Origin of the sequence: Nocardioides sp. OK12, from assembly GCF_024341885.1 — a bacterium.
GTDB classification, from domain to species: domain Bacteria; phylum Actinomycetota; class Actinomycetes; order Propionibacteriales; family Nocardioidaceae; genus Nocardioides; species Nocardioides marinisabuli.
The window spans coordinates 119,660-140,712 of record NZ_BNET01000003.1; the positions used below are offsets into that span (position 1 = coordinate 119,660).

Consider the following 21,053-nt stretch of genomic DNA (forward strand, 5'->3'; position numbering starts at 1 on the left):
ATCGGGTACCCGATGAACCTCCACGCGCCGCCGTACGCCGCTCAGTCGGGGTCGTGGGGCAGGTCGCGGTGGATGCGGCCCTGGGTGGCGGCGAGCGGCTCGCCGGTGCCGCCCCAGCGCCCGGCGATGATCTCGGCGGCGATGGAGATGGCGGTCTCCTCGGGGGTGCGGGCTCCGAGGTCGAGGCCGATCGGGCTGGAGAGCCGGTCGAGCTCGGCGTCGGTGAGGCCGGCGGCGCGCAGCCGCTCGAGCCGGTCGTCGTGGGTGCGCCGCGAGCCCATCGCCCCGACGTAGGCGACCTCGGGCAGGCGCAGGGCCACCTCGAGCAGCGGCACGTCGAACTTGGGGTCGTGGGTGAGCACCGCGAGCACGGTGCGCTGGTCGATGCGCCCGGCCTCCTGCTCGGCGGCGAGGTAGCGGTGCGGCCAGTCGACGACCACGTCGTCGGCGTCGGGGAAGCGGCTGGTGGTGGCGAAGACGGGGCGGGCGTCGCAGACCGTGACGTGGTAGCCCAGGAAGCTGCCGACCCGGGCGACGGCGGCGGCGAAGTCGATGGCGCCGAAGACCAGCATCCGCGGCTTGGGGGCGAAGGCCCACACGAAGACGCGCATGCCCTCGCCGCGCCGCTCGCCGTCGGGGCCGTAGGACAGGGTCGCGCTGGTGCCGCTGGCCAGCAGCCCGAGCGCGTCGTCGTGCACCGCGGCGTCGGCGCGCGGGGAGCCGATGGAGCCGGCGACCGGCTCGTCGTCGGGGCGGACGACGATGCGGCGCCCGCGCCAGGCCGGGTCGGGGTGGTCGATGACGGTCGCGAGCGCCACGGGCAGGCCGGCCTCGACGTCGGCCGCGAGCCCACCGAGCTCGGGGAAGCTCTCGCGCGAGACCCGCTCGACCCACACGTCGAGGATGCCGCCGCAGGTCAGCCCGACCGCGAAGGCGTCGTCGTCGGAGACGCCGTAGCGCTCGAGGACGGGCGTGCCGCCGGCGACGACCTCCTGGGCCTGCTCGTAGACCGCGCCCTCGACGCAGCCGCCCGAGACCGAGCCGACCGCGGTGTCGTCGGGGCCCACCAGCATCGACGCGCCCGGCGGGCGGGGCGCGGAGCGGAAGGTCGCGACGACGGTGGCGACGCCGACCGTCTCACCGGCCTCCCACCACCTCATCAGCTCGGGCAGCACGTCACGCACGGGCGATCACCTCGCAGAGCTCGGCGTAGGTCGCCAGGGAGTGCCCGGCGACGAAGTCGTCGACGTGCGGCAGGACCGCCAGCACGCCCTGCTGCACCGGCTCGTAGCCGGCCTTGCCGCGGTGCGGGTTGACCCACACCACGCGGTGCGCGACCCGCTGGAGCCGCGCGACCTGCTCGGCCAGCAGCGCGGGGTCGCCGCGCTCCCAGCCGTCGCTGAAGACCACCACGACCGCGCCGCGGGCCGCGCCGCGCCGGCCCCACCGGTCGAGGAACGCGCCCAGGGACTCGCCCAGCCGGGTGCCGCCCGACCAGTCGGGGACGGTCTCGCCGGCGGCGACCAGGGCCCGGTCGGCCTCGCGCAGCCGCAGCGGCCGGGTCAGGTGGGTCAGGCGGGTGCCGAGGGTGAAGGTCTCCACCCGCGAGGCGGGCAGCGCGTGGGTCAGCCGGTGGGCCAGGCGCAGCAGCGCGTCGGCGTACCCGCTCATCGAGCCCGACACGTCGACCAGCAGCACCACCCGGCGCGGGCGCAGGCTGCGTCGCCGCCAGGCGATCTCGGCGGGCTCGCCCATCCGGCGCAGGCTGGCGCGCACGGTGCGGGCGGCGTCGACGTCGCCGCGGCGCCAGCGCTCGTGGCGCGACGTACGACGCACGGGGGCGCGCACGTGCAGCGAGGCGAACATGTCGGCCAGGCGGGCCTTCTCGCCGGGGCTCAGCGCGGCCACGTCGCGGTGGCGCAGCACCTCGACGTCGGAGGCCATCGCGCGCACGACCTCCTCGTCCTCGTCGGCGGCGCCGCCGGCCCCGGCGTCGTTCTCGGGCAGCAGCGCGGGCGCGGGCGCCCCCGCGGGTGCCGGGCGCGAGCGGGGCAGCTCGCCGCGCGGGTCGAAGAAGGCGGCGAAGACCTGGTCGAAGCGGTCGAGGTCGTCGGGGCCGGCGCACAGCGTGGCCCGCCCGGCCGCCCGTACGGCGACCACGTCACCGAGGCCGACCAGCGCCACCGCGGCCAGGAACGAGGCGCCGCGGTCGTGGGTGACGCCGACCCCCGCGGCGCGCAGCGCGTGGGTGAAGCCCAGCAGCACCTCGTCGGGCCCGCGGGTCGCGGTGGGCGCCTGGAGGCTCACGAGGTCAGCATCCGGTCGAGCGCCTGGCGCACCCGGTCGGCGTCCTCGCGGTACTTCACCAGCGCACCCACGGTGCGCGCCGCCGACTCCAGGTCGATCTCGGTGGCGCCCAGGTGGTGCAGCGCGCGGGCCCAGTCGAGGGTCTCGGCCACGCCCGGCGGCTTCTGCAGGGTGCCGGCGGCGGTGCCGGTGCGCAGCTGCTGGACCACGGTCACCACCTGGCGGGCCAGGGCCTCGGACACCTCGGGCGCACGGGTGCGCACCACCTCGACCTCGCGCTCCAGGCCCGGGTGGTCGATCCAGTGGTAGAGGCAGCGGCGCTTGAGCGCGTCGTGCAGCTCGCGGGTGCGGTTGGAGGTCAGCACCACGACCGGCGGGGTCGCGGCCCGCACGGTGCCCAGCTCGGGGATCGAGACCTGGTAGGTCGAGAGCACCTCGAGCAGGAACGCCTCGAACTCGTCGTCGGCCCGGTCGACCTCGTCGACCAGCAGCACCGCCGGGGCCTGCTGCAGCGCGGCCAGCACCGGGCGGGCGAGCAGGAAGCGCTCGTCGTACAGGCTCTTCTCGGCGCCCTCGGCGTCGACGTCGCCGCCGGCCGCCTCGAGCGCGCGCAGGTGCAGCACCTGCCGCGGGAAGTCCCAGTCGTAGAGCGCCTGGGTGGCGTCGATGCCCTCGTAGCACTGCAGGCGCACCAGCGGTAGGTCGAGCGTCGCGGCCAGCGCCTCGGCCAGCGCGGTCTTGCCGGTGCCGGGCTCGCCCTCGAGCAGCAGCGGACGCTCCATGCGCAGCGCGAGGAAGACCACCGTGGCCAGGTCGTCGTCGCACAGGTAGCCGGTCTCGCGCAGGCGCGCCGCGACGGTCGGGGCGTCGGGCACGTCGGGGAGCTCCATGGGCCCAGGCTAGTCAGCGGGTCGTTGGCGCGCGGTTGGGTGCGTCCGCAGACTGGGGTGTGACCCGCACCAGCACCCCCGAGCCCAAGGCCTGCGCCTCGTGCGGGCGCACCATCGAGTGGCGCAGGAAGTGGGAGCGCGACTGGGACCAGGTGCGCTACTGCTCGTCGGCCTGCCGCCGGCACGGCGTCACCGACACCGACCGGGCGCTGGAGGCCAGCATCCTCGACCTGCTCGCCGCCCGGTCGCGCACCGGCACCATCTGCCCCTCGGAGGCGGCCCGAGCGGTCGGCGGCGAGGGGGACGGGTGGCGCGAGCTGATGGAGCCCGCGCGGCGCGCCGCGCGACGACTGGTGGCCGCCGGCGAGGTCGAGGTCACCCAGGGCGGGAAGGTCGTGGACCCCTCGACCGCCAAGGGCCCGATCCGGATCCGTCGCGCCTGAGGTCGTGGTCCGGGTCGTGGTTCCAGTCGTGGTCCGGGTCGTGTGCCCACGGCCGCGCCATGGCGCGGCCACGGGCCACGACCCAGGCCACGACACAGACCACGACCCGGACCACGACTCGGCGGGGCGGGGAGGGGCGGGGCGGGGGCGGGGTGGGTCAGCGGGAGGTGGGCGGGGTGTCGACGTCGTCGCCGGTGGACAGGTCGCCGCACTCGACGAGGCGCACCTCGTGGGCGGCCAGGTAGTCGCGGGCACCCTGGTCGCCCACGGCGCTGGCGCGCACCCCCGCCCAGTGCTCGCGCCCGATCAGCACCGGGTGCCCCGGCGCGCCGTCGTACGACGCCCGCGCGAGCGCGGCGGGGCCCTCGCCGGCGGCGCGGACCCGGCGCACCACCTCGGGCACCAGGTCGGGCAGGTCGACCAGCAGCACCAGGGCGGCCTCCGCGGGACCGGCCTCGAGCGCGGCGAGCCCGGCCTCCAGGGAGGCGCCCATCCCCTCGGCCCACCGGTCCGCGAGGACCACCTCGACGCCCGCGGTGTCGTCCAGCACCTGGAGCAGCCGGACGGCCTCGGCGGCGGCGGCGCCCAGCACCACGACGACCTCGTCGCAGCCGCCGTCCTCGAGCAGGTGCACGGCGCGGGTCAGCCAGGGGCCCTCGTCGTCGGTGACCAGCGCCTTGGGGGTGCCCATCCGGCGACCCGCGCCGGCGGCCAGCAGCAGTCCGGTGGTGTGCACGTGCCCTGCTCTCCCCGCGGCCCCGAGGGGCTCAGCGGTTGAAGGCCTCGGCGTACATCTCGGCGAGGTCGGGTTCGGCGCGGCCGCTGAGGCCGCAGCCCACGACGCGCCCGTCGGCGGCGGCGACCAGGTAGCGCGCGCCCTCCTCGAGCGCGACGCTGCCGATCAGCGCCTGCTGGCTCCCGGTGGGCGCGGCGACCTCGACCCGGTCGGTGGCCCGCCCCGCGAAGAACTCGACCGGCTCGAGGACGGCCACGCCGTCGTCGATGCCGACGACGGTGCCCTCGAAGGCGAACGGCTGCTGGGCGAGCGCCTCGGCCGTGGGAGTCATGCAGCGACCCGTCTCCTCGCCCGGCTCGAGGCGGGTGACGGTGGGCTCGGCGCCGGCCTCGGCGTCGCCCTCGGTGGCGCTCCCCGCGCCGGTCCCGTCGGCCAGCGGCACCTCGGCGTCGTCGCCGCCGAGGAGCGCCACGGCCGCGACCACGGCGATGACCACGACCGCGAGCCCGGCGAGCAGCCAGGTCAGGGGCCCGCGGCCGGTGGTGGTCACGGTCTCGGGGCGGGGGGCGTCGACGGGCACGCGCCCAGCCTGCCGCATCGTCGACCGCCCCAAACCTCGCCCCGCCGGCCGGGGCTCACGCGGGCGCGACTGCGACGGCGGTGACCTCGACGAGCTGGTCGGGGTAGCCCAGCACCGTGACGCCGAGCAGGGTGCTGGGCGGGTCGTGGTCGCCGAAGCCGGTGCGCACGACCTCCCAGGCGGCCACCAGGTCGGCGCGCTCGGAGGAGGCGACGTGGACGGTGGTCGAGACGACGTCGCCCAGCGCGCAGCCCGCGGCCGCGAGCTGCTCGACCAGGTTGTCGAGCACCTGCGCCGCCTGCCCCGCGACGTCGCCGGGGTGCACCACCCGGCCCTCGCGGTCGAGGGGGCAGGCACCGGCGGTCCACACCAGCCCGGCGGCACGCGCCGCGTAGGCGTAGGGGACGGTGGGGTCCAGGGCAGGGGCGCGCAGCAGCTCGACGGGCATGGCCCGATGCTGCCCGGCGACGGCCGGACGCGCACCTGCTTTGCGCCCGTACGCCGCCCGCGGCACGCAACAGGGCCCCCGCCCGGAGGCGAGGGCCCTGCTGGTGGTCGTGCTGGTCGTGCTGGGGGTGGGGACCGGTCAGAAGTCCATGCCGCCCATGCCGCCCATGCCGCCGTCGCCGCCCGGCATCGCGGGCGCCTTCTCCGGCTTGTCGGCCACGACGGCCTCGGTGGTGAGGAAGAGCGCCGCGATGGAGGCGGCGTTCTGCAGCGCGCTGCGGGTCACCTTGGCGGGGTCGATGATGCCGGAGGCGATCATGTCGACGTACTCGCCGGTGGCCGCGTTGAGACCGTGGCCGGGGGTCAGGTTGCGCACCTTCTCCGCCACGACGCCGCCCTCGAGGCCGGCGTTGATCGCGATCTGCTTGAGCGGGGCCTCGGTCGCGACGCGCACGATGTTGGCACCGGTCGCCTCGTCACCCTCGAGCTCGAGCTTGTCGAACGCGGTGGCCGAGGCCTGCACGAGCGCCACGCCGCCACCGGCGACGATGCCCTCCTCGACGGCCGCCTTCGCGTTGCGGACGGCGTCCTCGATGCGGTGCTTGCGCTCCTTGAGCTCGACCTCGGTGGCCGCGCCGACCTTGATGACGGCCACGCCGCCGGCCAGCTTGGCGAGGCGCTCCTGGAGCTTCTCGCGGTCGTAGTCGGAGTCGGAGTTCTCGATCTCGGCGCGGATCTGGTTGACCCGGCCCTCGATCTGGGCGGCGTCGCCGGCGCCCTCGACGATCGTGGTCTCGTCCTTGGTGATGACGACCTTGCGGGCCTGGCCGAGCAGCTCGAGACCGGTGGTCTCCAGCTTGAGGCCGACCTCCTCGGAGATGACCTGGCCGCCGGTCAGGATCGCGATGTCCTGCAGCATGGCCTTGCGGCGGTCACCGAAGCCCGGGGCCTTGACGGCCACGGACTTGAAGGTGCCGCGGATCTTGTTGACGACCAGGGTCGACAGCGCCTCGCCGTCGGTGTCCTCGGCGATGATCAGCAGCGGCTTGCCCGACTGCATGACCTTCTCGAGGATCGGCAGCAGGTCCTTGACGTTCGAGACCTTCTGGTTGGCGATCAGCACGTAGGCGTCCTCGAGGACGGCCTCCATGCGCTCCATGTCGGTGGCGAAGTACGCCGAGATGTAGCCCTTGTCGAAGCGCATGCCCTCGGTGAGCTCGAGGTCGAGCCCGAAGGTGTTCGACTCCTCGACGGTGATGACGCCTTCCTTGCCGACCTTGTCCATCGCCTCGGCGATGATCTCGCCGACGGTCGAGTCCGCGGCCGAGATCGACGCGGTGGCGGCGATCTGGTCCTTGGTCTCGATGTCGATGGCCATGCTCGACAGCGACTCCGACACCGAGGCGACAGCGGCCTCGATGCCGCGCTTGAGGCTCATCGGGTTGGCACCGGCGGCGACGTTGCGCAGGCCCTCGCGGACCATCGCCTGGGCCAGCACGGTGGCGGTGGTGGTGCCGTCGCCCGCGACGTCGTCGGTCTTCTTGGCGACCTCCTTGACGAGCTCGGCACCGATCTTCTCGTACGGGTCCTCGAGCTCGATCTCCTTGGCGATGCTCACACCGTCGTTGGTGATCGTGGGGGCGCCCCACTTCTTCTCGAGCACGACGTTGCGGCCCTTGGGACCGAGGGTGACCTTCACGGCGTCGGCGAGCGTGTTCATGCCACGCTCGAGACCGCGCCGGGCCTCCTCGTCGAATGCAATCAGCTTCGGCATAACTCCTGCGATCCTTCGCAATCAAGAGCTGGACGGACCGGTTCGTTGCCCGCGACGGACGGCCAGGCCGAACCGGCGGACCCTTCCCGCCGACGCTGCTGACCTCAACTCCCCGGACCGGGGATGTCTGGCACTCTCATGTGGAGACTGCCAGCCTCATGTTTAGCACTCGACCCTGGCGAGTGCAAGAACGAGCGCCGCCGGCGAGGGCCGTCGACGGCGAGGGGGGCGTGGTGCCCGAACGGCACCTCGGAGCGGGCCCCCAGGGCGGCCAGCACCGAGGGCAGCACCGCCCGCGCGGTGTGCTGGTAGCCCGCCGGGCTGGGGTGGAAGCGGTCGAGGCTGAACATCTCGTCGGGGTTGGTGATGAAGAACGGGCCGACCACGTCGGCCAGCGACACCACGTGCGCCCCCGCCTCGAGCGCCGCCTCGGCCTGGGCGGCCGCGAGCTGGCGCGAGGCCCTCGAGCCCAGCGAGCGCAGCGGCTGCGGCACCGGGCGCAGCGCCCCCAGGTCGGGACAGGTGCCGACCACCACCGCGCTCCCCCGCTCCCGCAGCCGACGCACGGCCTCGCGCAGGTGCGCGACCGACTCGGCCACCGGCACCCGGTGGGTGACGTCGTTGCCGCCGACCACGATCACCGCGACGTCCGGCTGGTAGCCGGCCGGCAGCCCGTCGAGCTGCTCCCCCAGGCGCGAGCTCTCGGACCCGACGACCGCGGCCGTGGTCAGGCGCACCGAGCGGTGCAGCTCCTTGGCCAGCGCCTTGCTCAGGCGACCCCCGAGGGTCTGCTTGCGGGTCTCGGCCCCCAGGCCCGCGGCGATCGAGTCGCCCAGCAGCAGCAGGTCCAGGGGGTCGCCGTAGGACTTCCTCCACACCCGGTCGGCCTGCGGGGCCTCCTCGCCCAGGGGCTTGCCGATCAGCCGGCGCGCGTGCTCGCCCTGGCGCTGCAGCAGCGCCCGGGCGCCGTACCCCAGGCCGCCGCCGGCGAACCCGACCGCGCCGGCGACCACCACCGTGACCCTCGTCCTCGTGCGCACCCCTCCAGGGACCACCGCGACCTGAACGCCGTGTGGCGCCTCCCTGACGACCGGGTGTGCGCGACGTGTCGATCGTGGGGTCGGGCCGGTGGTCCCGCCGACCTGGGTACGACGACTCATGCGCGCCGGCACCCCTCGGCCCCAGGCTGGGAGGATGAGCCCCACGACCCCGGCCGGACCCCGGCACCAGCCGCTGCTGCGCCCCGCCTCCCCGGCGCGCCTGGCCTGGCTGGCCGACGAGGTGCAGGCGTGGCGCGAGGCCGGCGTGGTGGACGGCGACCAGGCCGCGGCGATCCTCGCCGGCTACTCGCCGGGGCGCCGCTTCTCGCTGGTCCGGCTGCTGACCGGGGTCGGCGCGGCCTTCGTCGGCATCGGCGCGCTGTGGCTGGTGGCCGCCAACCTCGAGTCGCTCTCGCCGCTGGCGCGCTTCGTGCTCGTCACCCTCGTCTGGGTCGCCGCCCTGACCGGCGGCGAGGTGCTGCAGGCCCGGTCGGCGTCGCCGCCCGCGGTCGCCGCGACCCGCCTGGTGGCGGCGCTGCTGGTCGGCGGGGTGGTGATGCAGGCCGCCCAGAGCCTCCAGGTGCCCGCCTGGGAGCCGGCGCTGGTGGGCTGGTGGTCGCTGGCCGCGCTCGTGCACGCCTACGTCGCCCGGGCGGTCCCGCCGCTCGTGGTCGGCGTCCTCGCCGGCTCGGCGTACGCCGTGTGGGCGCCGCTCGACGCGGGCGCCTCGGGTCTCGGGGTGGTGCTGGCCCTGGGCGTGGTCGGCGTCGGTGCGCTCGCGCTCGCCGCCCCGCACGAGCGCGTCGGGCTCCCGGTCTTCGCCCGGGTGTGGCGCGAGTCGGGCCTGGTGCTGGTGCTGGCCTCGCTGGTGGTGGCGGCCGTGCCGTGGACCACCGCCGGCGAGCGGCCCGCGACCTCGGCCCTGATGCTGCTGCTGGGCGTCGGCTCCGCGCTGGTGGTGCTGGGGCTGCTGGTCGGCGGACCCGGCGACCGGGTCGAGGTACTGGGCGCCCTGGCGGCGCTGGGCACCGCGCTGGTGCTGGTGGCCTGGGAGGCCGGCGCCGACGCGGAGGTCGTCACCGGCCCCGACGTCGCCCACGCGGTGCTGGGCGTCGCGGCCTGCGCGGTCGCCTGCATCGCGGTCGCCGCGACCGGGACGCTGCGCGACGACCGGCGGCTGGTGGCCCTCGCGACCACCGCGCTGGTGGTCGTCACCACCCTGCAGGCCTTCACGGTCTTCGCGCCGGTGCTCGAGGGCGCCTGGCTGTTCCTGCTGCTGGGGCTGGTGCTCGTCGGCACCGGGCTGGTCTTCGACCGGGCCCGGCGCCACGTCACGGCCGCCCTCTGAGACCCCCTGTGAGACCCCACGAGACGTCAGGAGCACGTCATGCGCACCACCACCCGGGTCGCCGCGGTCGCCGCGGCGCAGCTGGCGATCGTCGCGGTCGCGGTCGCCCCGCGCCTCTCGGCGCACCTGGTCGGCGAGGAGTACCTGCTCGAGGTCGCCGGCGCCGACCCCCACGACCCCTTCCGGGGCGCCTACGCGGCGCTGGACTACCCGGGCCTGCGGCTGCACGGCGATCAGGTGCCCGACGGGCCGGCGTACCTGCCGCTGCGGCCCGGCGACGGGGTGTGGGTCTCCGGCGCCCCGGTGCGCGAGCGGCCGACCGAGGGCCCCTACCTGGCCTGTGAGGGCGACGGGTGGGACCTCGACTGCGGCATCGGGTCGTGGTTCGCCGGCGACGACGAGGCCGACCGGGTCGGCCGGGCCCTCACCACCGCCAGCGGCGTGGCGACGGTGCGCATCGACGGGCGCGGCAACGCGGTGCTCGTCGACGTGCGGACGAGCGCGGTCGGCGGACCGGGCCCGCTCAGCAGCCCCCGGCCACCGCCGGGATGACCGAGACCTGCACCCCGTCGGGGGTGGGGGTGGCCAGGTCGTCGAGGAAGCGCACGTCGTCGTTGCCGACGTAGACGTTGACGAAGCGGCGCAGCGCGCCGTTGTCGTCGAGGATGCGCCCCCGGATGCCGGTGTGGCGCGACTCGAGGTCGTCGAGGACGTCGGCCAGGGTCGCCCCCGAGGCCTCCACCTCGCTGGCGCCGCCGGTGTAGGTGCGCAGGATCGTGGGGATCCGGACGGACACGCTCATGCTGTGCTCCTCCTCAGGCGATGCCGGTGGCCGCGAAGGCGGCGTACGACGGCGCGATGGTCGCCGCCGGGCCCACGGAGTCGGCCACGGCGTCGAGGGTCTTCAGGCCCATGCCGGTGTTGATGACGACCGTCTCGAGCGAGGTGTCGAGCTGGCCGGTCTCGACGAGCTTCTTCAGCACGCCCACGGTGGTCCCGCCGGCGGTCTCGGTGAAGATGCCCTCAGTGCGGGCCAGCAGCAGGATGCCCTCGCGCACGGCGTCGTCGTCGATGTCCTCGACCGCGCCGCCGGTCTCGCGGCAGATGTCGAGCACGTAGATGCCGTCGGCGGGGTTGCCGATGGCCAGGCTCTTGGCGATGGTGTCGGGCTTGACCGGGCGGATCGCGTCGACACCGCCCTTGTACGCGGTGGAGACCGGCGAGCAGCCGGTGGCCTGGGCCCCGAAGATGCGCACCGGCTTGTCCTCGACCAGGCCCAGGCGCACCAGCTCGCGGAAGGCTTTGTGGACCTTGGTCAGCTGCGAGCCCGAGGCGACGGGGATGACGACCTGGTCGGGCAGGCGCCAGCCGAGCTGCTCGGCGATCTCGTAGCCCAGGGTCTTGGAGCCCTCGGCGTAGAAGGGGCGCACGTTGACGTTGACGAACGCCCAGCCCTCCTCCTCGCCGGCGATCTCGGAGGCCAGCTTGTTGACGTCGTCGTAGTTGCCGTCGACGGCGACCAGCGAGTCGGTGTAGACCGCCGAGTTCACCTGCTTGGGCTTCTCGAGGTTGCTGGGGATGAAGACCACGGTCTTGATGCCGGCCCGGGCGCCGGCGGCGGCGACCGCGTTGGCCAGGTTGCCGGTGCTCGGACACGCGAAGACCTTCGCCTTCAGCTCGATCGCGGCGCTCAGCGCGCAGGCGACCACGCGGTCCTTGAAGGAGTTGGTGGGGTTGGTCGAGTCGTCCTTGACCCACAGCTTGGTCAGGCCCAGCTCGGCGGCGAGGTTGCGGGCCTCGAGCAGGCGGGTGAAGCCGGGCTCGGTGTTGGGGCTCTGCTCGATGTCGGAGGGCACCGGCAGCAGCGCCTTGTAGCGCCAGATGTTGGCGGGCCCGGCCTCGATCTCCTCGCGGGTCACGGCCGGGAAGTCGTAGGCGACCTCCAGCGGGCCGAAGCACTCGGAGCAGGCGTAGTGCGGGCCGAGCTCGACGGTGTGGCCGCACTCGCGGCAGACCAGCCCGGTGGCGTGGCCGAACGCACCCTCGCGCAGGGCCGGCTTCTCGGTGATGACAGCGCTCATGAAGTCCTCCTCCTCATCTTCCCCGGGCGTCTCTCGCACCGGGCCGGATGTAGCACCGTTTCCACGAACCGCTGGCGCAGGTGGGCCGCAGGTGCGGACCGCCCGGTGGGCGGAGGATCGTGGCGGTTGCCGGGACGTCGACGGGCCGTTCCCTCAGTCCCTCTTGATGAGCTGGGGACAACTGTAGGCGCCACCGTCTCGCCATGCGAACCGGCCATCCAGGATGCGGACGCTCAGGCGCGCAGGGCCTCGGCGTCGGCGGTGAGCATCCGCAGCAGGTCGAGCACGTCGTCGGGGCCCTCGACCAGCACGTCGGCGCGCTCGACCAGCGCCTGCTGCTCCTCGGAGGCCACGGCGACCAGCAGGGTGGACAGCCCGCCGCGGCCGTGGGCGGCGACCGCCTCGAAGGCCTCGACGTCACCGAGGTCGTCGCCGGCGTAGAGGAAGCCGGTGGCACCGGTGGTCTCCACCAGGCTGTGCACGGCCTGGCCCTTGTGCATCCCCGGCGAGCGGACCTCGAGCACGTTGCGCCCCGGCTCGACGACCAGCCCGTGGGCGCGGGCCAGCTCGCCGACCGGCCCCTCGAGGCGCACGAAGGCCGCCTCGGCGTCGGGCAGGCGCCGGGTGTGCACGGCGACGGCGAGGCCCTTGTCCTCGATCCAGGCCTCGGCCGCGTCGGCCTCGCGCAGCACCCGGGGCAGCTCGCGCTCGAAGGTCGCCAGCCCGGCGGGCGGGCGCGGGGAGACGATGCGCCGCTCGGCGGAGGACCAGCGCTCGTTGCCGTACTGGCCGAAGACGAAGAGGTCCTTGCCGCTGGCGTGCACCGCGTCGGCGACCTCCTCGAGACCCCCGAGGTCGAGGGCCTGGCGGGCCGGGCGGCCGGTCACGACCGCCACCGCACGCACCTGGGCGGCCAGGGCGACCAGCACCTCGGCGGCGTCGGGGTGGATGTGGGCCTGGGTGGGGTCGTCGACGATCGGCGAGAGCGTGCCGTCGAAGTCGAGGCCGACCACGCTCTCGGGCGCGGCCCGCACCAGGGCGGCGTAGCGGCTCTCGGCCGCGGCGGAGACGAACTCCATCGCAGCGCTCAGTCGAGCTCGCCGGTCAGGATCAGCGTCAACCGGTCGAGCTTCATCGCCCCGGTGGCGGCCAGGGTGCGGTCGACGCCGAGGTCGAGGGCCAGCAGCTTGGCGGCGCGCTCGAGCTTGGGCGGGAAGTAGACGGTGGTGGCCGGGACGGTGCCGTACCAGTTGTCCTCGCCCACGACCTGCCAGCCGGCGCCGGTGGCGCGCTGGGCGGCCCGGCCGGCGAGACCGGTGATGGAGGAGTTGTTGTAGACCTCGACGTAGACCTCGCCGCGCTTGATCGCCGGCGCGGGCTTCTTCGTCGGCTCGGGCTTCGGCGTCTTTGTCTCCGCGGCCTGCGTCGGCTCCTCGGTCGACTCGCGGGCCGCGGGGGTGATCTCGCGCTCGGTGGGCTCGGAGCCCTGCGTGGCCACGAAGGCGAAGGCGGCCATCGCCACCGCGATGATCGAGAGGATCACCACGGGCGAGGGGAGCACGGTGCCGCGCTCGGTGCGGGCGCGGCCGGGGGTGGGCTGCTCGGTGGTCACCGGCTCAGACCTCGAAGCCCAGGCGGCGGGCGGAGCGCTGGCGCTGGCGGGCGGCCCGCAGGCGGCGCAGGCGGCGCACCAGCAGCGGGTCGGCCTCGAGGGCCTCCGGCTTGTCGATGAGGGCGTTGAGCACCTGGTAGTAACGCGTCGAGCTCATGTCGAACTTCTCGCGCACCGCGCTCTCCTTGGCCCCGGCGTACTTCCACCACTGGCGCTCGAAGGCCAGGATCTCGCTGTCGCGCTCGCTGAGCTGCGGACCGTCGGTGACGGGCTGGGCGTGGGCGGCGTCCCGCTGGGGCTCCATGCGGCATCTCCGGACTGGCTACGGGGTGGGTGGGGCTGCAGGCCATCGTAGCCCCCGCGAACTACAGCCGTGTCATTACCGCGCGGGCGTGTCCGGCGCCGTCACCCGCGTCGTACGACCTCCTTAGGGTGGGGCCATGCAGACGGTGCGGTGGGGGTTCCTGGCCACGGGCAAGATCGCGCGCAAGGTCGCCGGGGCGCTGGCGCAGGTGGCGGGCTCCGAGCTGGTCGCCGTGGGCGCCCGGCGCCGCGAGTCGGCCGAGGCGTTCGTGGCCGAGCACGCGCCCGGCGCCCGCGCCCACGCGTCGTACGCCGACCTGGTCGCCGACCCCGGCGTCGACGTCGTCTACGTCGCCTCGCCGCACGCGCTGCACCTCGAGCACGTGCGGATGGCCCTCGAGGCCGGCAAGCACGTGCTCTGCGAGAAGCCGGTGACCCTCGACCTGGCCCAGGCCCGCGAGATGGTCGCCCTGGCCCGCGAGCACGACCGCTTCCTGATGGAGGCGATGTGGACCGCGTGCCACCCGGTGGTGCGCGAGCTGGTCGACCGGGTCCGCGCCGGCGACCTCGGCACGCCCCGCACGCTGCGCGCCGAGCTCGGCTTCCGCGTCGACGCGCCCGCCGACGACCGGCTGCTCGACCCGGCGCTCGGCGCCTCCTCGCTGCTCGACATGGGCATCTACCCGTTGACCTTCGCCCACCTGCTGCTCGGCGCGCCCGAGCGGCTGCACGCCGAGGCCGTGCTCTCCGGGCGCGGCACCGACCTCGACGTGGCGGTGCTGGGCCGCTACCGCGGCGGGGCGCTGGCGACGCTGTCGGCCTCGATGACCTCGTGGTCCGACCGCTCCGCCGCGCTGGCCACCGACCGCGGGCACCTGCACCTCGAGGGGCAGTTCCACCACCCCGACGCGGCCGTCTTCGTGCCCCGCGACGACGCCGGCGCCCCCGGCGAGCCGCTGCGCATCACCGGGCGCGAGCCGGTCGTGGGCGGCGGCTACGGCAACGAGCTGGCCGAGGCGGCGCGCTGCGTGCGCGAGGGGCTGCGCGAGAGCCCGTGGGTGCCGCACGAGCAGACGCTGGCGCTGATGGCCCAGCTCGACGACGTACGCCGCCAGGTCGGGGTGGAGCTGCCCGGCACCGGTCCCCTCCTCCCGGGCGACGCGGGGTGAGCAGGCTCCGCCTAGGGTGAGGGACGTGTCCTACGACCTCGTGATCGTCGCCAACCGGTTGCCGGTGGACCGGGTCGCGCTGCCCGACGGCTCGAAGGGCTGGCGCACCTCCCCCGGTGGGCTGGTCACCGCCATCGAACCCGTCATGCGCGCCAACGACGGGGTGTGGATCGGCTGGCCCGGCGGCACCGACCAGGACCTCGAGCCCTTCGAGCACGACGGCCTGCAGCTGGCGCCGATGACGATGAGCGCCGCCGACATCGAGGGGTTCTACGAGGGCTTCTCCAACGGCACCCTGTGGCCGCTCTACCACGACCTGGTGGCCAAGCCGGAGTTCCACCGGGAGTGGTGGGACGCCTACGTCGCGGTCAACCGGCGCTTCGCCGAGCGCGCCGCCTCGCTGGCCAACGAGGGCGCCACGGTGTGGGTGCACGACTACCAGCTGCAGCTGGTGCCGCAGATGCTGCGCGACCTGCGCCCCGACCTGCGCATCGGCTTCTACCTGCACATCCCCTTCCCGCCCGGCGAGCTGTTCCAGCAGCTGCCGTGGCGCCGCCAGATCCTCGAGGGGCTGCTCGGCGCCGACCTGGTCGGCTTCCAGATGCCCGGGGGCGCGCAGAACTTCGTGCGCCTGGTGCGCCAGCGGGTCGGCCACAAGACCCACCGCGACCTGGTCTACCTGCCCGACGGGCGCACCGTGCGGGCCCGCCCGTTCCCGATCTCCATCGACGCCGCCGGCTTCGAGGAGATGGCGCGCTCCGAGGCGGTGGCCGAGCGCTCGGCCGAGATCCGCGAGGCGCTGGGCAACCCGCGCAAGATCTTCCTGGGCATCGACCGCCTCGACTACACCAAGGGCATCTTCGCCCGGCTGCGCGCCTTCAGCGAGCTCATCGACGACGGCCACTTCGACGTCGAGGACGCCGTCTTCGTGCAGGTCGCCGTGCCGAGCCGCGAGCAGGTCGAGCAGTACCGCATCCTGCGCGACGAGATCGACCGGCTCGTGGGCCGCATCAACGGCGACCTGGGCCGGATCGGGCGCCCCGCCATCTCCTACCTGCACTCCTCCTACCCGCGCGAGGAGATGGCCGCGCTCTACCGCGCCGCCGACGTCATGGTGGTCACGCCCTACCGCGACGGCATGAACCTGGTCGCCAAGGAGTACGTCGCCTGCCGCTTCAACGACGACGGCGCGCTGGTGCTCTCGGAGTTCGCGGGGGCCGCCGACGAGCTGCGCCAGGCGTGGCTGGTCAACCCCTACGACATCAACGGCATGAAGAGCGCGCTGCTGGAGGCCTACCAGGCCGACTCCAAGGAGACGACGCGGCGGATGAAGGCGATGCGCCGCACCGTCACCCAGCACGACGTGGCGGCCTGGGCCGACTCGTTCATGACCGAGCTCTCCGACGTCGAGACCCACGGCAAGGCAGTCCGCCCGGCCCGTCGTTCCTGACCCGCGCAGGACGCGGTGGCACGGCCCACCCGTAACCCGCGGCCCGCGGGGTAGTTTGCGGGGCAGGAGGTGGATCGTGGACCTGATCCCCAAGCCCGACCAGGTGGTGTCGGCGGCCAGCAACGTGGCGCACAAGGTGCTCTACGGCGGCGTCGCCGACCTCAGGCCGATGCCGCGCACCCTCATCGACGACGGGGAGCTGCGCGAGGTCTACCACTACCGGCCCGCCGCCACGACCCGCCAGGTGGGCGACCCGGTGCTGCTGGTGACGCCACTGGCGGCCCCCTCGACCTGCTACGACCTGCGCCGCGGCTGCTCGCTGGTGCAGCACTTCGTCACCGAGGGCCGCCCCACCTACCTCGTGGAGTACGGCGAGGTCTCCTTCCGCAACCGCAACCTGGGCATCGAGCACTGGGTCGACGAGGTGGTCCCCACCGCCGTGCGCGAGGTCTCGGCGCACGCCGGCGGCCGACCGGTGCACGTGGTGGGCTGGAGCCTCGGCGGCATCTTCGCGATGCTCGCCGCCGCCGACGCCACCGACCTCCCGATCGCCTCGCTGACCGTCGTCGGCTCGCCCATCGACACCTCGCTGGTGCCGATCGTGGCGCCGCTGCGACCGCTGCTGCAGCTCAACCCCCTCGCCGGGCGCGGCGCCGTGACGCGCGCCTACCAGGCGATGGGCGGGGCACCGAAGCCGCTGGTGAAGTGGGCCTTCCAGCTCTCCTCCTTCCAGAAGCTCGTCACCAAGCCGCTGGCGCTGGCCACCCACCTCGACGACGCCGACTTCCTGGCCCAGATCGAGGCCGTCGACCGGTTCACCGCCGGCATGATGGCCTACCCGGGCCGCACCTTCGGCCAGCTCTACCACCGCTTCGTCAAGGGCAACGTGCTGCGCACCGGCACCTTCGAGCTCGACGACCGGACCATCGACCTGGCCCGCATCGACGTGCCGGTGCTGGTCTTCGGCGGCGCCAACGACGGCATCGCCCCGGTGCCGGCCGTCAAGGCGCTGGTCCCGCTGCTCTCCGGCTCGCCCGACGTGCGGTTCGAGATCGTGCCGGGCGGCCACCTCGGCATGCTGACCGGGCGCGCGGCGCGCGACAGCACCTGGCGGGTGCTCGACGCGTGGATCGCGGAGTGGTCGACGCCGACCGAGGAGCCGGCGGCGAGGAAGCCCGCCGCCAAGAAGACCGCCGCCAAGAAGACCGCGGCGAGGAAGTCGCCCTCGAAGAAGCCTGCTGCCGAGAAGACCGCGGCGAAGAGGCCGGCAGCGCGCGAGCAGGCCCCCAGCGCGGACTCGATCGGGGCCAACCCGCAGCGCCGCTACGGCTCGGAGGGCTCGCGCTCGCTGTCGCGCTGAACCCACCACGGGGACCCCCGCCGGCCGATACCCTGCGGCGCATGTCCACGGCCACGCGGCCCGCGCCGCTGCCCACCCGGGTCCGCCTCGGCTACGGCGCCGGCTCGGTCGCCACCGGCGCCTTCGGCACGGTGCCCGGGCTGATGCTGCTGCCCTACCTCACCGACGAGCTCGGCGTCGCGGCGCTGGTCGCCGGCGTCGTCGTCTTCGCCCCCAAGGCCTGGGACGTGGTGCTCAACCCCGTGGCCGGGCGGATCAGCGACCGCACCCGCGACCCCCGCGGCCCGCGCCGGCCGTGGCTGCTGCGGGCGGGCCTGGCGCTGGCGGTCACCTTCGCGCTGGTCTTCGCCGGCCCCGACGTCGACTCCCGCGCCGTGGAGACCGGCTGGGTGCTGGTGTGCTTCCTGGCCGCGGCCACGGCGTACGCGTTCTTCCAGGTGCCCTACGTCGCGATGCCCGCCGAGCTGACGTCGTCGTACGACGAGCGCACCCGGCTGATGACCTGGCGGGTGGCGATCCTGGCGCTGACGATCATGGTCGCCGGTGCGAGCGCGCCGCTGATCCGTGACGCCGTCGGCGGGCGCGACGGCTACCGCGTGATGGGCGTGGTGATGGCGCTGATCATCGCGACCGGCGCCCTGGCGGCCTACCGCGGCACCCGCGGCGCACCCACCGCGGTGCTCGAGCCGAGTCCGGGCGGGCTGCGCGAGCAGCTGCGGGTGGTCGCCGCGGCGCGTGACTTCCGGCTGCTGCTGACCACCTTCGTGCTGCAGGCGCTGGCCACCGGCTGCATGCTGGCCGGCGTCGACTACCTGGCCGGCGAGGTGCTGGGCCGCGACGGCGCGGCGACCATCCTCTTCGTCTGCTTCGTGGGCCCGGCGCTGGTGCTGACCCCCGCCTGGTCGTGGCTGGGCGCCCGCGTCGGCAAGAAGCACGGCTACCTGGCCGCCTCGGTGGTGCTGGCCTGCGGCGCGCTGCTGGCCGCCACCGCGCGCAGCGCCCCGCCCTCGCTGGTCTTCGCGGCGGTCGCACTGGTGGGCGTCGGCTACGCCGGCTGCCAGGTCTTCCCGCTGGCGATGCTGCCCGACGCCGCGGCCGTCGACGCCCGCCGCACCGGCAGCAACCGCGCCGGGGTCTACACCGGGGTGTGGACCGCCGGCGAGACCCTGGGGCTGGCCCTGGGGCCGGCCGCCTTCGCCGTCGTGCTCGCGCTGGGCGGCTACGTCTCCAGCCAGGGCGGCGGCGTGGTGCAGCCCGACTCGGCGGTCTCGGCCATCACGTGGGGCTTCTCGCTGCTCCCGGCCGCCCTGACCCTGCTCAGCCTGGCCTGGCTGGTGCGCTACGACATCGATGCGAAGGACGTGGACGCGTGACGACGGCACCCAGCACCCCCGGCGAGGTCCGCGAGCGGCTCGCCCGGCTGCAGTCGCAGGACCTCCCGGTCCACACCGGGCGCACCCTCGCCTACGTCTACGACTCCGGGCTCGAGGAGGTCGACCGCGTGGCCCGCGAGGCGGTCGCGGCCTTCGCCGGCTCCAACGGCCTCGACCCGACCGCGTTCCCGAGCCTGCTGCAGATGGAGAACGACCTGGTGACCGCCGGGCTCCGGCTGCTCGACGCCCCCGACGGCGCCGTCGGCACCGTCACCTCGGGCGGCACCGAGTCGTGCCTGCTGGCCGTGCAGTCGGCCCGCGACTCGCGCCCCGACGTGGTCGGGCCGCGGATGGTGCTGCCCGACACCGCCCACCCGGCCTTCCACAAGGCCGCCCACTACTTCGGCGTCGAGATGGTGGTGGTGCCCACCGCCGAGGACCACCGCGCCGACCCCGCGGCGATGGCCGCGGCCATCGACGACCGCACCGTGCTCGTGGTCGTCAGCGCCCCGTCGTACGCGCACGGCGTCGTCGACCCGGTGCCGGCGGTGGCGGCGGCCGCCGCGGCGCGCGGGGTGCGCTGCCACGTCGACGCCTGCATCGGCGGCTGGGTGCTGGGGTACGCCGCCCGGCTGGGCCGCCAGGTGCCGCCCTGGTCGTTCACGGTCGAGGGGGTCACCTCGGTCTCGGTCGACCTGCACAAGTACGGCTACGCCCCCAAGGGCACCTCGCTGCTGCTGCACCGCAGCAGCGCGCACCGCCGCCCCCAGCTCTTCTCCTCGGCACGCTGGCCCGGCTACACGATGCTCAACTCGACGCTCCAGTCGACGAAGTCGGGCGGGCCCCTGGCCGGCGCCTGGAGCGTCGTGCAGCTGCTCGGCGACGAGGGCTACGAGCGGCTGACCGCCCAGGCGCTCGAGGCCACCGACCGGGTCGCGGAGGCGGTCGGCTCGATGCCGGGCCTTCGGGTGGTCGCCCCGCCCGACGCGACGCTGCTGGCGCTGGGCACCGACGACGACCTCGACCCGTTCACGCTCTGCGACGAGATGGCCGCGCGCGGCTGGCACGTGCAGCCGCAGCTGTCCTACGCGGGGACGCCCGCGACGGTGCACCTGTCGTTCTCCGCGGCGACGAACGCCCACGTCGAGGAGCTGGTGGCCGCCCTGCGGGCCTCGGTGGCCGCCGCCCGCGCCTTCGGGCCGGTGCGCGTCGACCCCGGCGTCGCCGAGGTGATCGCCGCGCTCGACCCCGCCGGGCTGGGGGACGACGACCTCGACGCGCTGCTGGTCGCGGCCGGGCTGGCCGGCGGCGACGCGGCCGGTGGTGCGATCGCGCTGCCCGAGCGGATGGCCGACGTCAACGCGATGCTCGACCTGGCCACGCCGCAGATGCGCGAGGTGCTGATGGTGGCCTTCCTCGACCGGCTCAGCCGGCCGTCGTCCTGAGCGGGCCGCGCGGGCCCGGTCAGCGGGGGGCGGGCACGCCCGCCAGGCCCGCGGGGGTGGCGTAGCGCTCGAGGTAGGCCGTCATCATCACGACCCCCTCGTCGACGAGGGCGGCGTCGCCGGCGGCGTCCTGCTCGTAGGCCAGCTGGAAGACGCGGTCGCCGACCTCGACGGCCAGCTCGGCGGCGGCCGCGCTCAGCTCGGGCCGGCACAGCCCGTGCTCGATGCCGAAGTCGCGCAGGGCCTGGGCGACCCGCACGTTGTGGGCGCGGCCGAAGCGGTCGACGGCGGCGTTGCCCCGCCCCCGCAGGTAGATCTCGACGAAGGCGGGGCGACGCCGGTAGACGGTCACGAAGGAGTCCATGGCGCTTCGCACGAGCCCCGCCACGCTCAGCACCTCCAGGCCGGCCAGGTCGGTGGCGACCTGCTCGTCCATCTCGGCCATGTCCCGTCCGGCCAGGGCGAGCAGGACCGCCTCCTTGTCGCCGAAGTACTGGTAGAGCGAGGCCACCGGCACCCCCGCGCGCTGCGCGATGGCCCGCGTGGTCAGCGCCTCGACACCCTGGTCGAGCACCAGCTCCTCGGCGGCGTCGAGGATCGCCTCGACGCGCTGGCGGCTGCGCTGCTGGGTGGGCACCCGGCGCACCGCCCCCACCGAGGGGTCCACCACGTCCTGCTCCTGCTCGGCTCCCATG

The 21,053-nt window shown here is 74.7% G+C and carries 22 protein-coding genes and 1 riboswitch; of the genes, 8 read left to right on the top strand and 14 right to left on the bottom strand.

From position 1 onward, the window contains the following. Positions 1–41: 41 nt before the first annotated feature. The 3 genes from OCU29_RS07850 to OCU29_RS07860 are packed head-to-tail and all read right to left on the bottom strand — an operon-like array spanning position 42 to position 3,197. The gene (locus OCU29_RS07850) at positions 42–1,184 is read right to left on the bottom strand and encodes an XdhC/CoxI family protein (RefSeq protein ID WP_261819458.1); all 1,143 of its coding nucleotides are present in this window, start codon (positions 1,182–1,184) and stop codon (positions 42–44) included. Then, positions 1,177–2,307: a VWA domain-containing protein gene (locus tag OCU29_RS07855; RefSeq protein WP_261819459.1), complete on the bottom strand. Its 1,131-nt coding sequence runs from the start codon at positions 2,305–2,307 to the stop codon at positions 1,177–1,179. The genes OCU29_RS07850 and OCU29_RS07855 overlap by 8 nt, the downstream gene beginning before the upstream one ends. Continuing rightward, a complete protein-coding gene (locus OCU29_RS07860; RefSeq protein WP_261819460.1) occupies positions 2,304–3,197 on the bottom strand; it encodes a MoxR family ATPase in 894 nt (297 codons plus the stop codon). Before OCU29_RS07860 ends, OCU29_RS07855 begins: the two co-directional genes overlap by 4 nt. A gap of 59 nt (positions 3,198–3,256) precedes the next feature. Between OCU29_RS07860 and OCU29_RS07865 the strand changes: the two genes are divergently transcribed. Next, positions 3,257–3,640 (top strand): DUF2256 and DUF3253 domain-containing protein, encoded by a 384-nt coding sequence (locus tag OCU29_RS07865; RefSeq protein ID WP_261819461.1) that lies wholly within the window; start codon positions 3,257–3,259, stop codon positions 3,638–3,640. 157 nt (positions 3,641–3,797) lie between these two features. Here the strand turns inward: OCU29_RS07865 and OCU29_RS07870 are convergent, their stop codons facing one another. The 5 genes from OCU29_RS07870 to OCU29_RS07890 form a co-directional block, all read right to left on the bottom strand. After that, positions 3,798–4,376, bottom strand: coding sequence for an NTP transferase domain-containing protein (locus OCU29_RS07870; protein ID WP_261819462.1), 579 nt, complete (start codon positions 4,374–4,376; stop codon positions 3,798–3,800). A gap of 31 nt (positions 4,377–4,407) precedes the next feature. Further along, entirely contained in the window at positions 4,408–4,956 is a 549-nt protein-coding gene (locus OCU29_RS07875; protein ID WP_261819463.1) for a hypothetical protein, read from the bottom strand. 55 nt (positions 4,957–5,011) lie between these two features. Next, positions 5,012–5,404: a RidA family protein gene (locus tag OCU29_RS07880; RefSeq protein ID WP_261819464.1), complete on the bottom strand. Its 393-nt coding sequence runs from the start codon at positions 5,402–5,404 to the stop codon at positions 5,012–5,014. 138 nt (positions 5,405–5,542) lie between these two features. Then, positions 5,543–7,177 (bottom strand): chaperonin GroEL, encoded by a 1,635-nt coding sequence (gene groL, locus OCU29_RS07885; protein WP_179614286.1) that lies wholly within the window; start codon positions 7,175–7,177, stop codon positions 5,543–5,545. A 104-nt stretch (positions 7,178–7,281) separates the two neighbouring features. Further along, entirely contained in the window at positions 7,282–8,193 is a 912-nt protein-coding gene (locus tag OCU29_RS07890; RefSeq protein WP_261819465.1) for an SGNH/GDSL hydrolase family protein, read from the bottom strand. Positions 8,194–8,371: 178 nt separating this feature from the next. On the opposite strand from OCU29_RS07890, the gene OCU29_RS07895 reads away from it, so the two are divergent. After that, positions 8,372–9,565, top strand: coding sequence for a DUF2157 domain-containing protein (locus OCU29_RS07895; protein WP_261819466.1), 1,194 nt, complete (start codon positions 8,372–8,374; stop codon positions 9,563–9,565). A gap of 39 nt (positions 9,566–9,604) precedes the next feature. Next, on the top strand, positions 9,605–10,117 hold the full coding sequence (locus tag OCU29_RS07900; RefSeq protein WP_261819467.1) for a GDYXXLXY domain-containing protein: 513 nt from the start codon (positions 9,605–9,607) through the stop codon (positions 10,115–10,117). On the opposite strand, the gene OCU29_RS07905 is transcribed toward OCU29_RS07900, so the two are convergent. The 5 genes from OCU29_RS07905 to OCU29_RS07925 form a co-directional block, all read right to left on the bottom strand. Then, complete coding sequence (locus OCU29_RS07905) at positions 10,089–10,367, bottom strand: MoaD/ThiS family protein (RefSeq protein ID WP_179614290.1); 279 nt, start codon at positions 10,365–10,367, stop codon at positions 10,089–10,091. The genes OCU29_RS07900 and OCU29_RS07905 overlap by 29 nt on opposite strands. A 13-nt stretch (positions 10,368–10,380) precedes the next feature. After that, positions 10,381–11,646 (bottom strand): threonine synthase, encoded by a 1,266-nt coding sequence (gene thrC / locus OCU29_RS07910; protein WP_179614291.1) that lies wholly within the window; start codon positions 11,644–11,646, stop codon positions 10,381–10,383. Positions 11,647–11,656: 10 nt separating this feature from the next. Continuing rightward, positions 11,657–11,819: riboswitch (SAM riboswitch) on the bottom strand. Between the two features lie 60 nt (positions 11,820–11,879). Further along, the gene (otsB, locus tag OCU29_RS07915; protein WP_261819468.1) at positions 11,880–12,725 is read right to left on the bottom strand and encodes a trehalose-phosphatase; all 846 of its coding nucleotides are present in this window, start codon (positions 12,723–12,725) and stop codon (positions 11,880–11,882) included. Between the two features lie 8 nt (positions 12,726–12,733). Beyond that, a complete protein-coding gene (locus OCU29_RS07920; RefSeq protein WP_261819469.1) occupies positions 12,734–13,258 on the bottom strand; it encodes a LytR C-terminal domain-containing protein in 525 nt (174 codons plus the stop codon). A 4-nt stretch (positions 13,259–13,262) separates the two neighbouring features. Then, the gene (locus tag OCU29_RS07925) at positions 13,263–13,562 is read right to left on the bottom strand and encodes a DUF3263 domain-containing protein (RefSeq protein WP_179614293.1); all 300 of its coding nucleotides are present in this window, start codon (positions 13,560–13,562) and stop codon (positions 13,263–13,265) included. A 136-nt stretch (positions 13,563–13,698) separates the two neighbouring features. On the opposite strand from OCU29_RS07925, the gene OCU29_RS07930 reads away from it, so the two are divergent. From OCU29_RS07930 to OCU29_RS07950, 5 genes are all read left to right on the top strand, one after another. Continuing rightward, positions 13,699–14,730 carry a Gfo/Idh/MocA family protein gene (locus tag OCU29_RS07930; protein WP_261819470.1) on the top strand — a complete coding sequence of 344 codons (1,032 nt, stop codon included), beginning with the start codon at positions 13,699–13,701 and terminating at the stop codon, positions 14,728–14,730. 16 nt (positions 14,731–14,746) lie between these two features. Beyond that, entirely contained in the window at positions 14,747–16,180 is a 1,434-nt protein-coding gene (locus OCU29_RS07935) for a trehalose-6-phosphate synthase (RefSeq protein WP_179614295.1), read from the top strand. A gap of 76 nt (positions 16,181–16,256) precedes the next feature. After that, the gene (locus OCU29_RS07940) at positions 16,257–17,540 is read left to right on the top strand and encodes an alpha/beta fold hydrolase (protein ID WP_261819471.1); all 1,284 of its coding nucleotides are present in this window, start codon (positions 16,257–16,259) and stop codon (positions 17,538–17,540) included. A 41-nt stretch (positions 17,541–17,581) separates the two neighbouring features. Then, positions 17,582–18,913 (top strand): MFS transporter, encoded by a 1,332-nt coding sequence (locus OCU29_RS07945; RefSeq protein ID WP_261819472.1) that lies wholly within the window; start codon positions 17,582–17,584, stop codon positions 18,911–18,913. Then, positions 18,910–20,358, top strand: coding sequence for an aminotransferase class V-fold PLP-dependent enzyme (locus OCU29_RS07950; RefSeq protein WP_261819473.1), 1,449 nt, complete (start codon positions 18,910–18,912; stop codon positions 20,356–20,358). Before OCU29_RS07945 ends, OCU29_RS07950 begins: the two co-directional genes overlap by 4 nt. 19 nt (positions 20,359–20,377) lie before the next feature. On the opposite strand, the gene OCU29_RS07955 is transcribed toward OCU29_RS07950, so the two are convergent. After that, the gene (locus OCU29_RS07955; RefSeq protein WP_261819474.1) at positions 20,378–21,052 is read right to left on the bottom strand and encodes a TetR/AcrR family transcriptional regulator; all 675 of its coding nucleotides are present in this window, start codon (positions 21,050–21,052) and stop codon (positions 20,378–20,380) included. Between the last annotated feature and the right edge of the window lies 1 nt (position 21,053).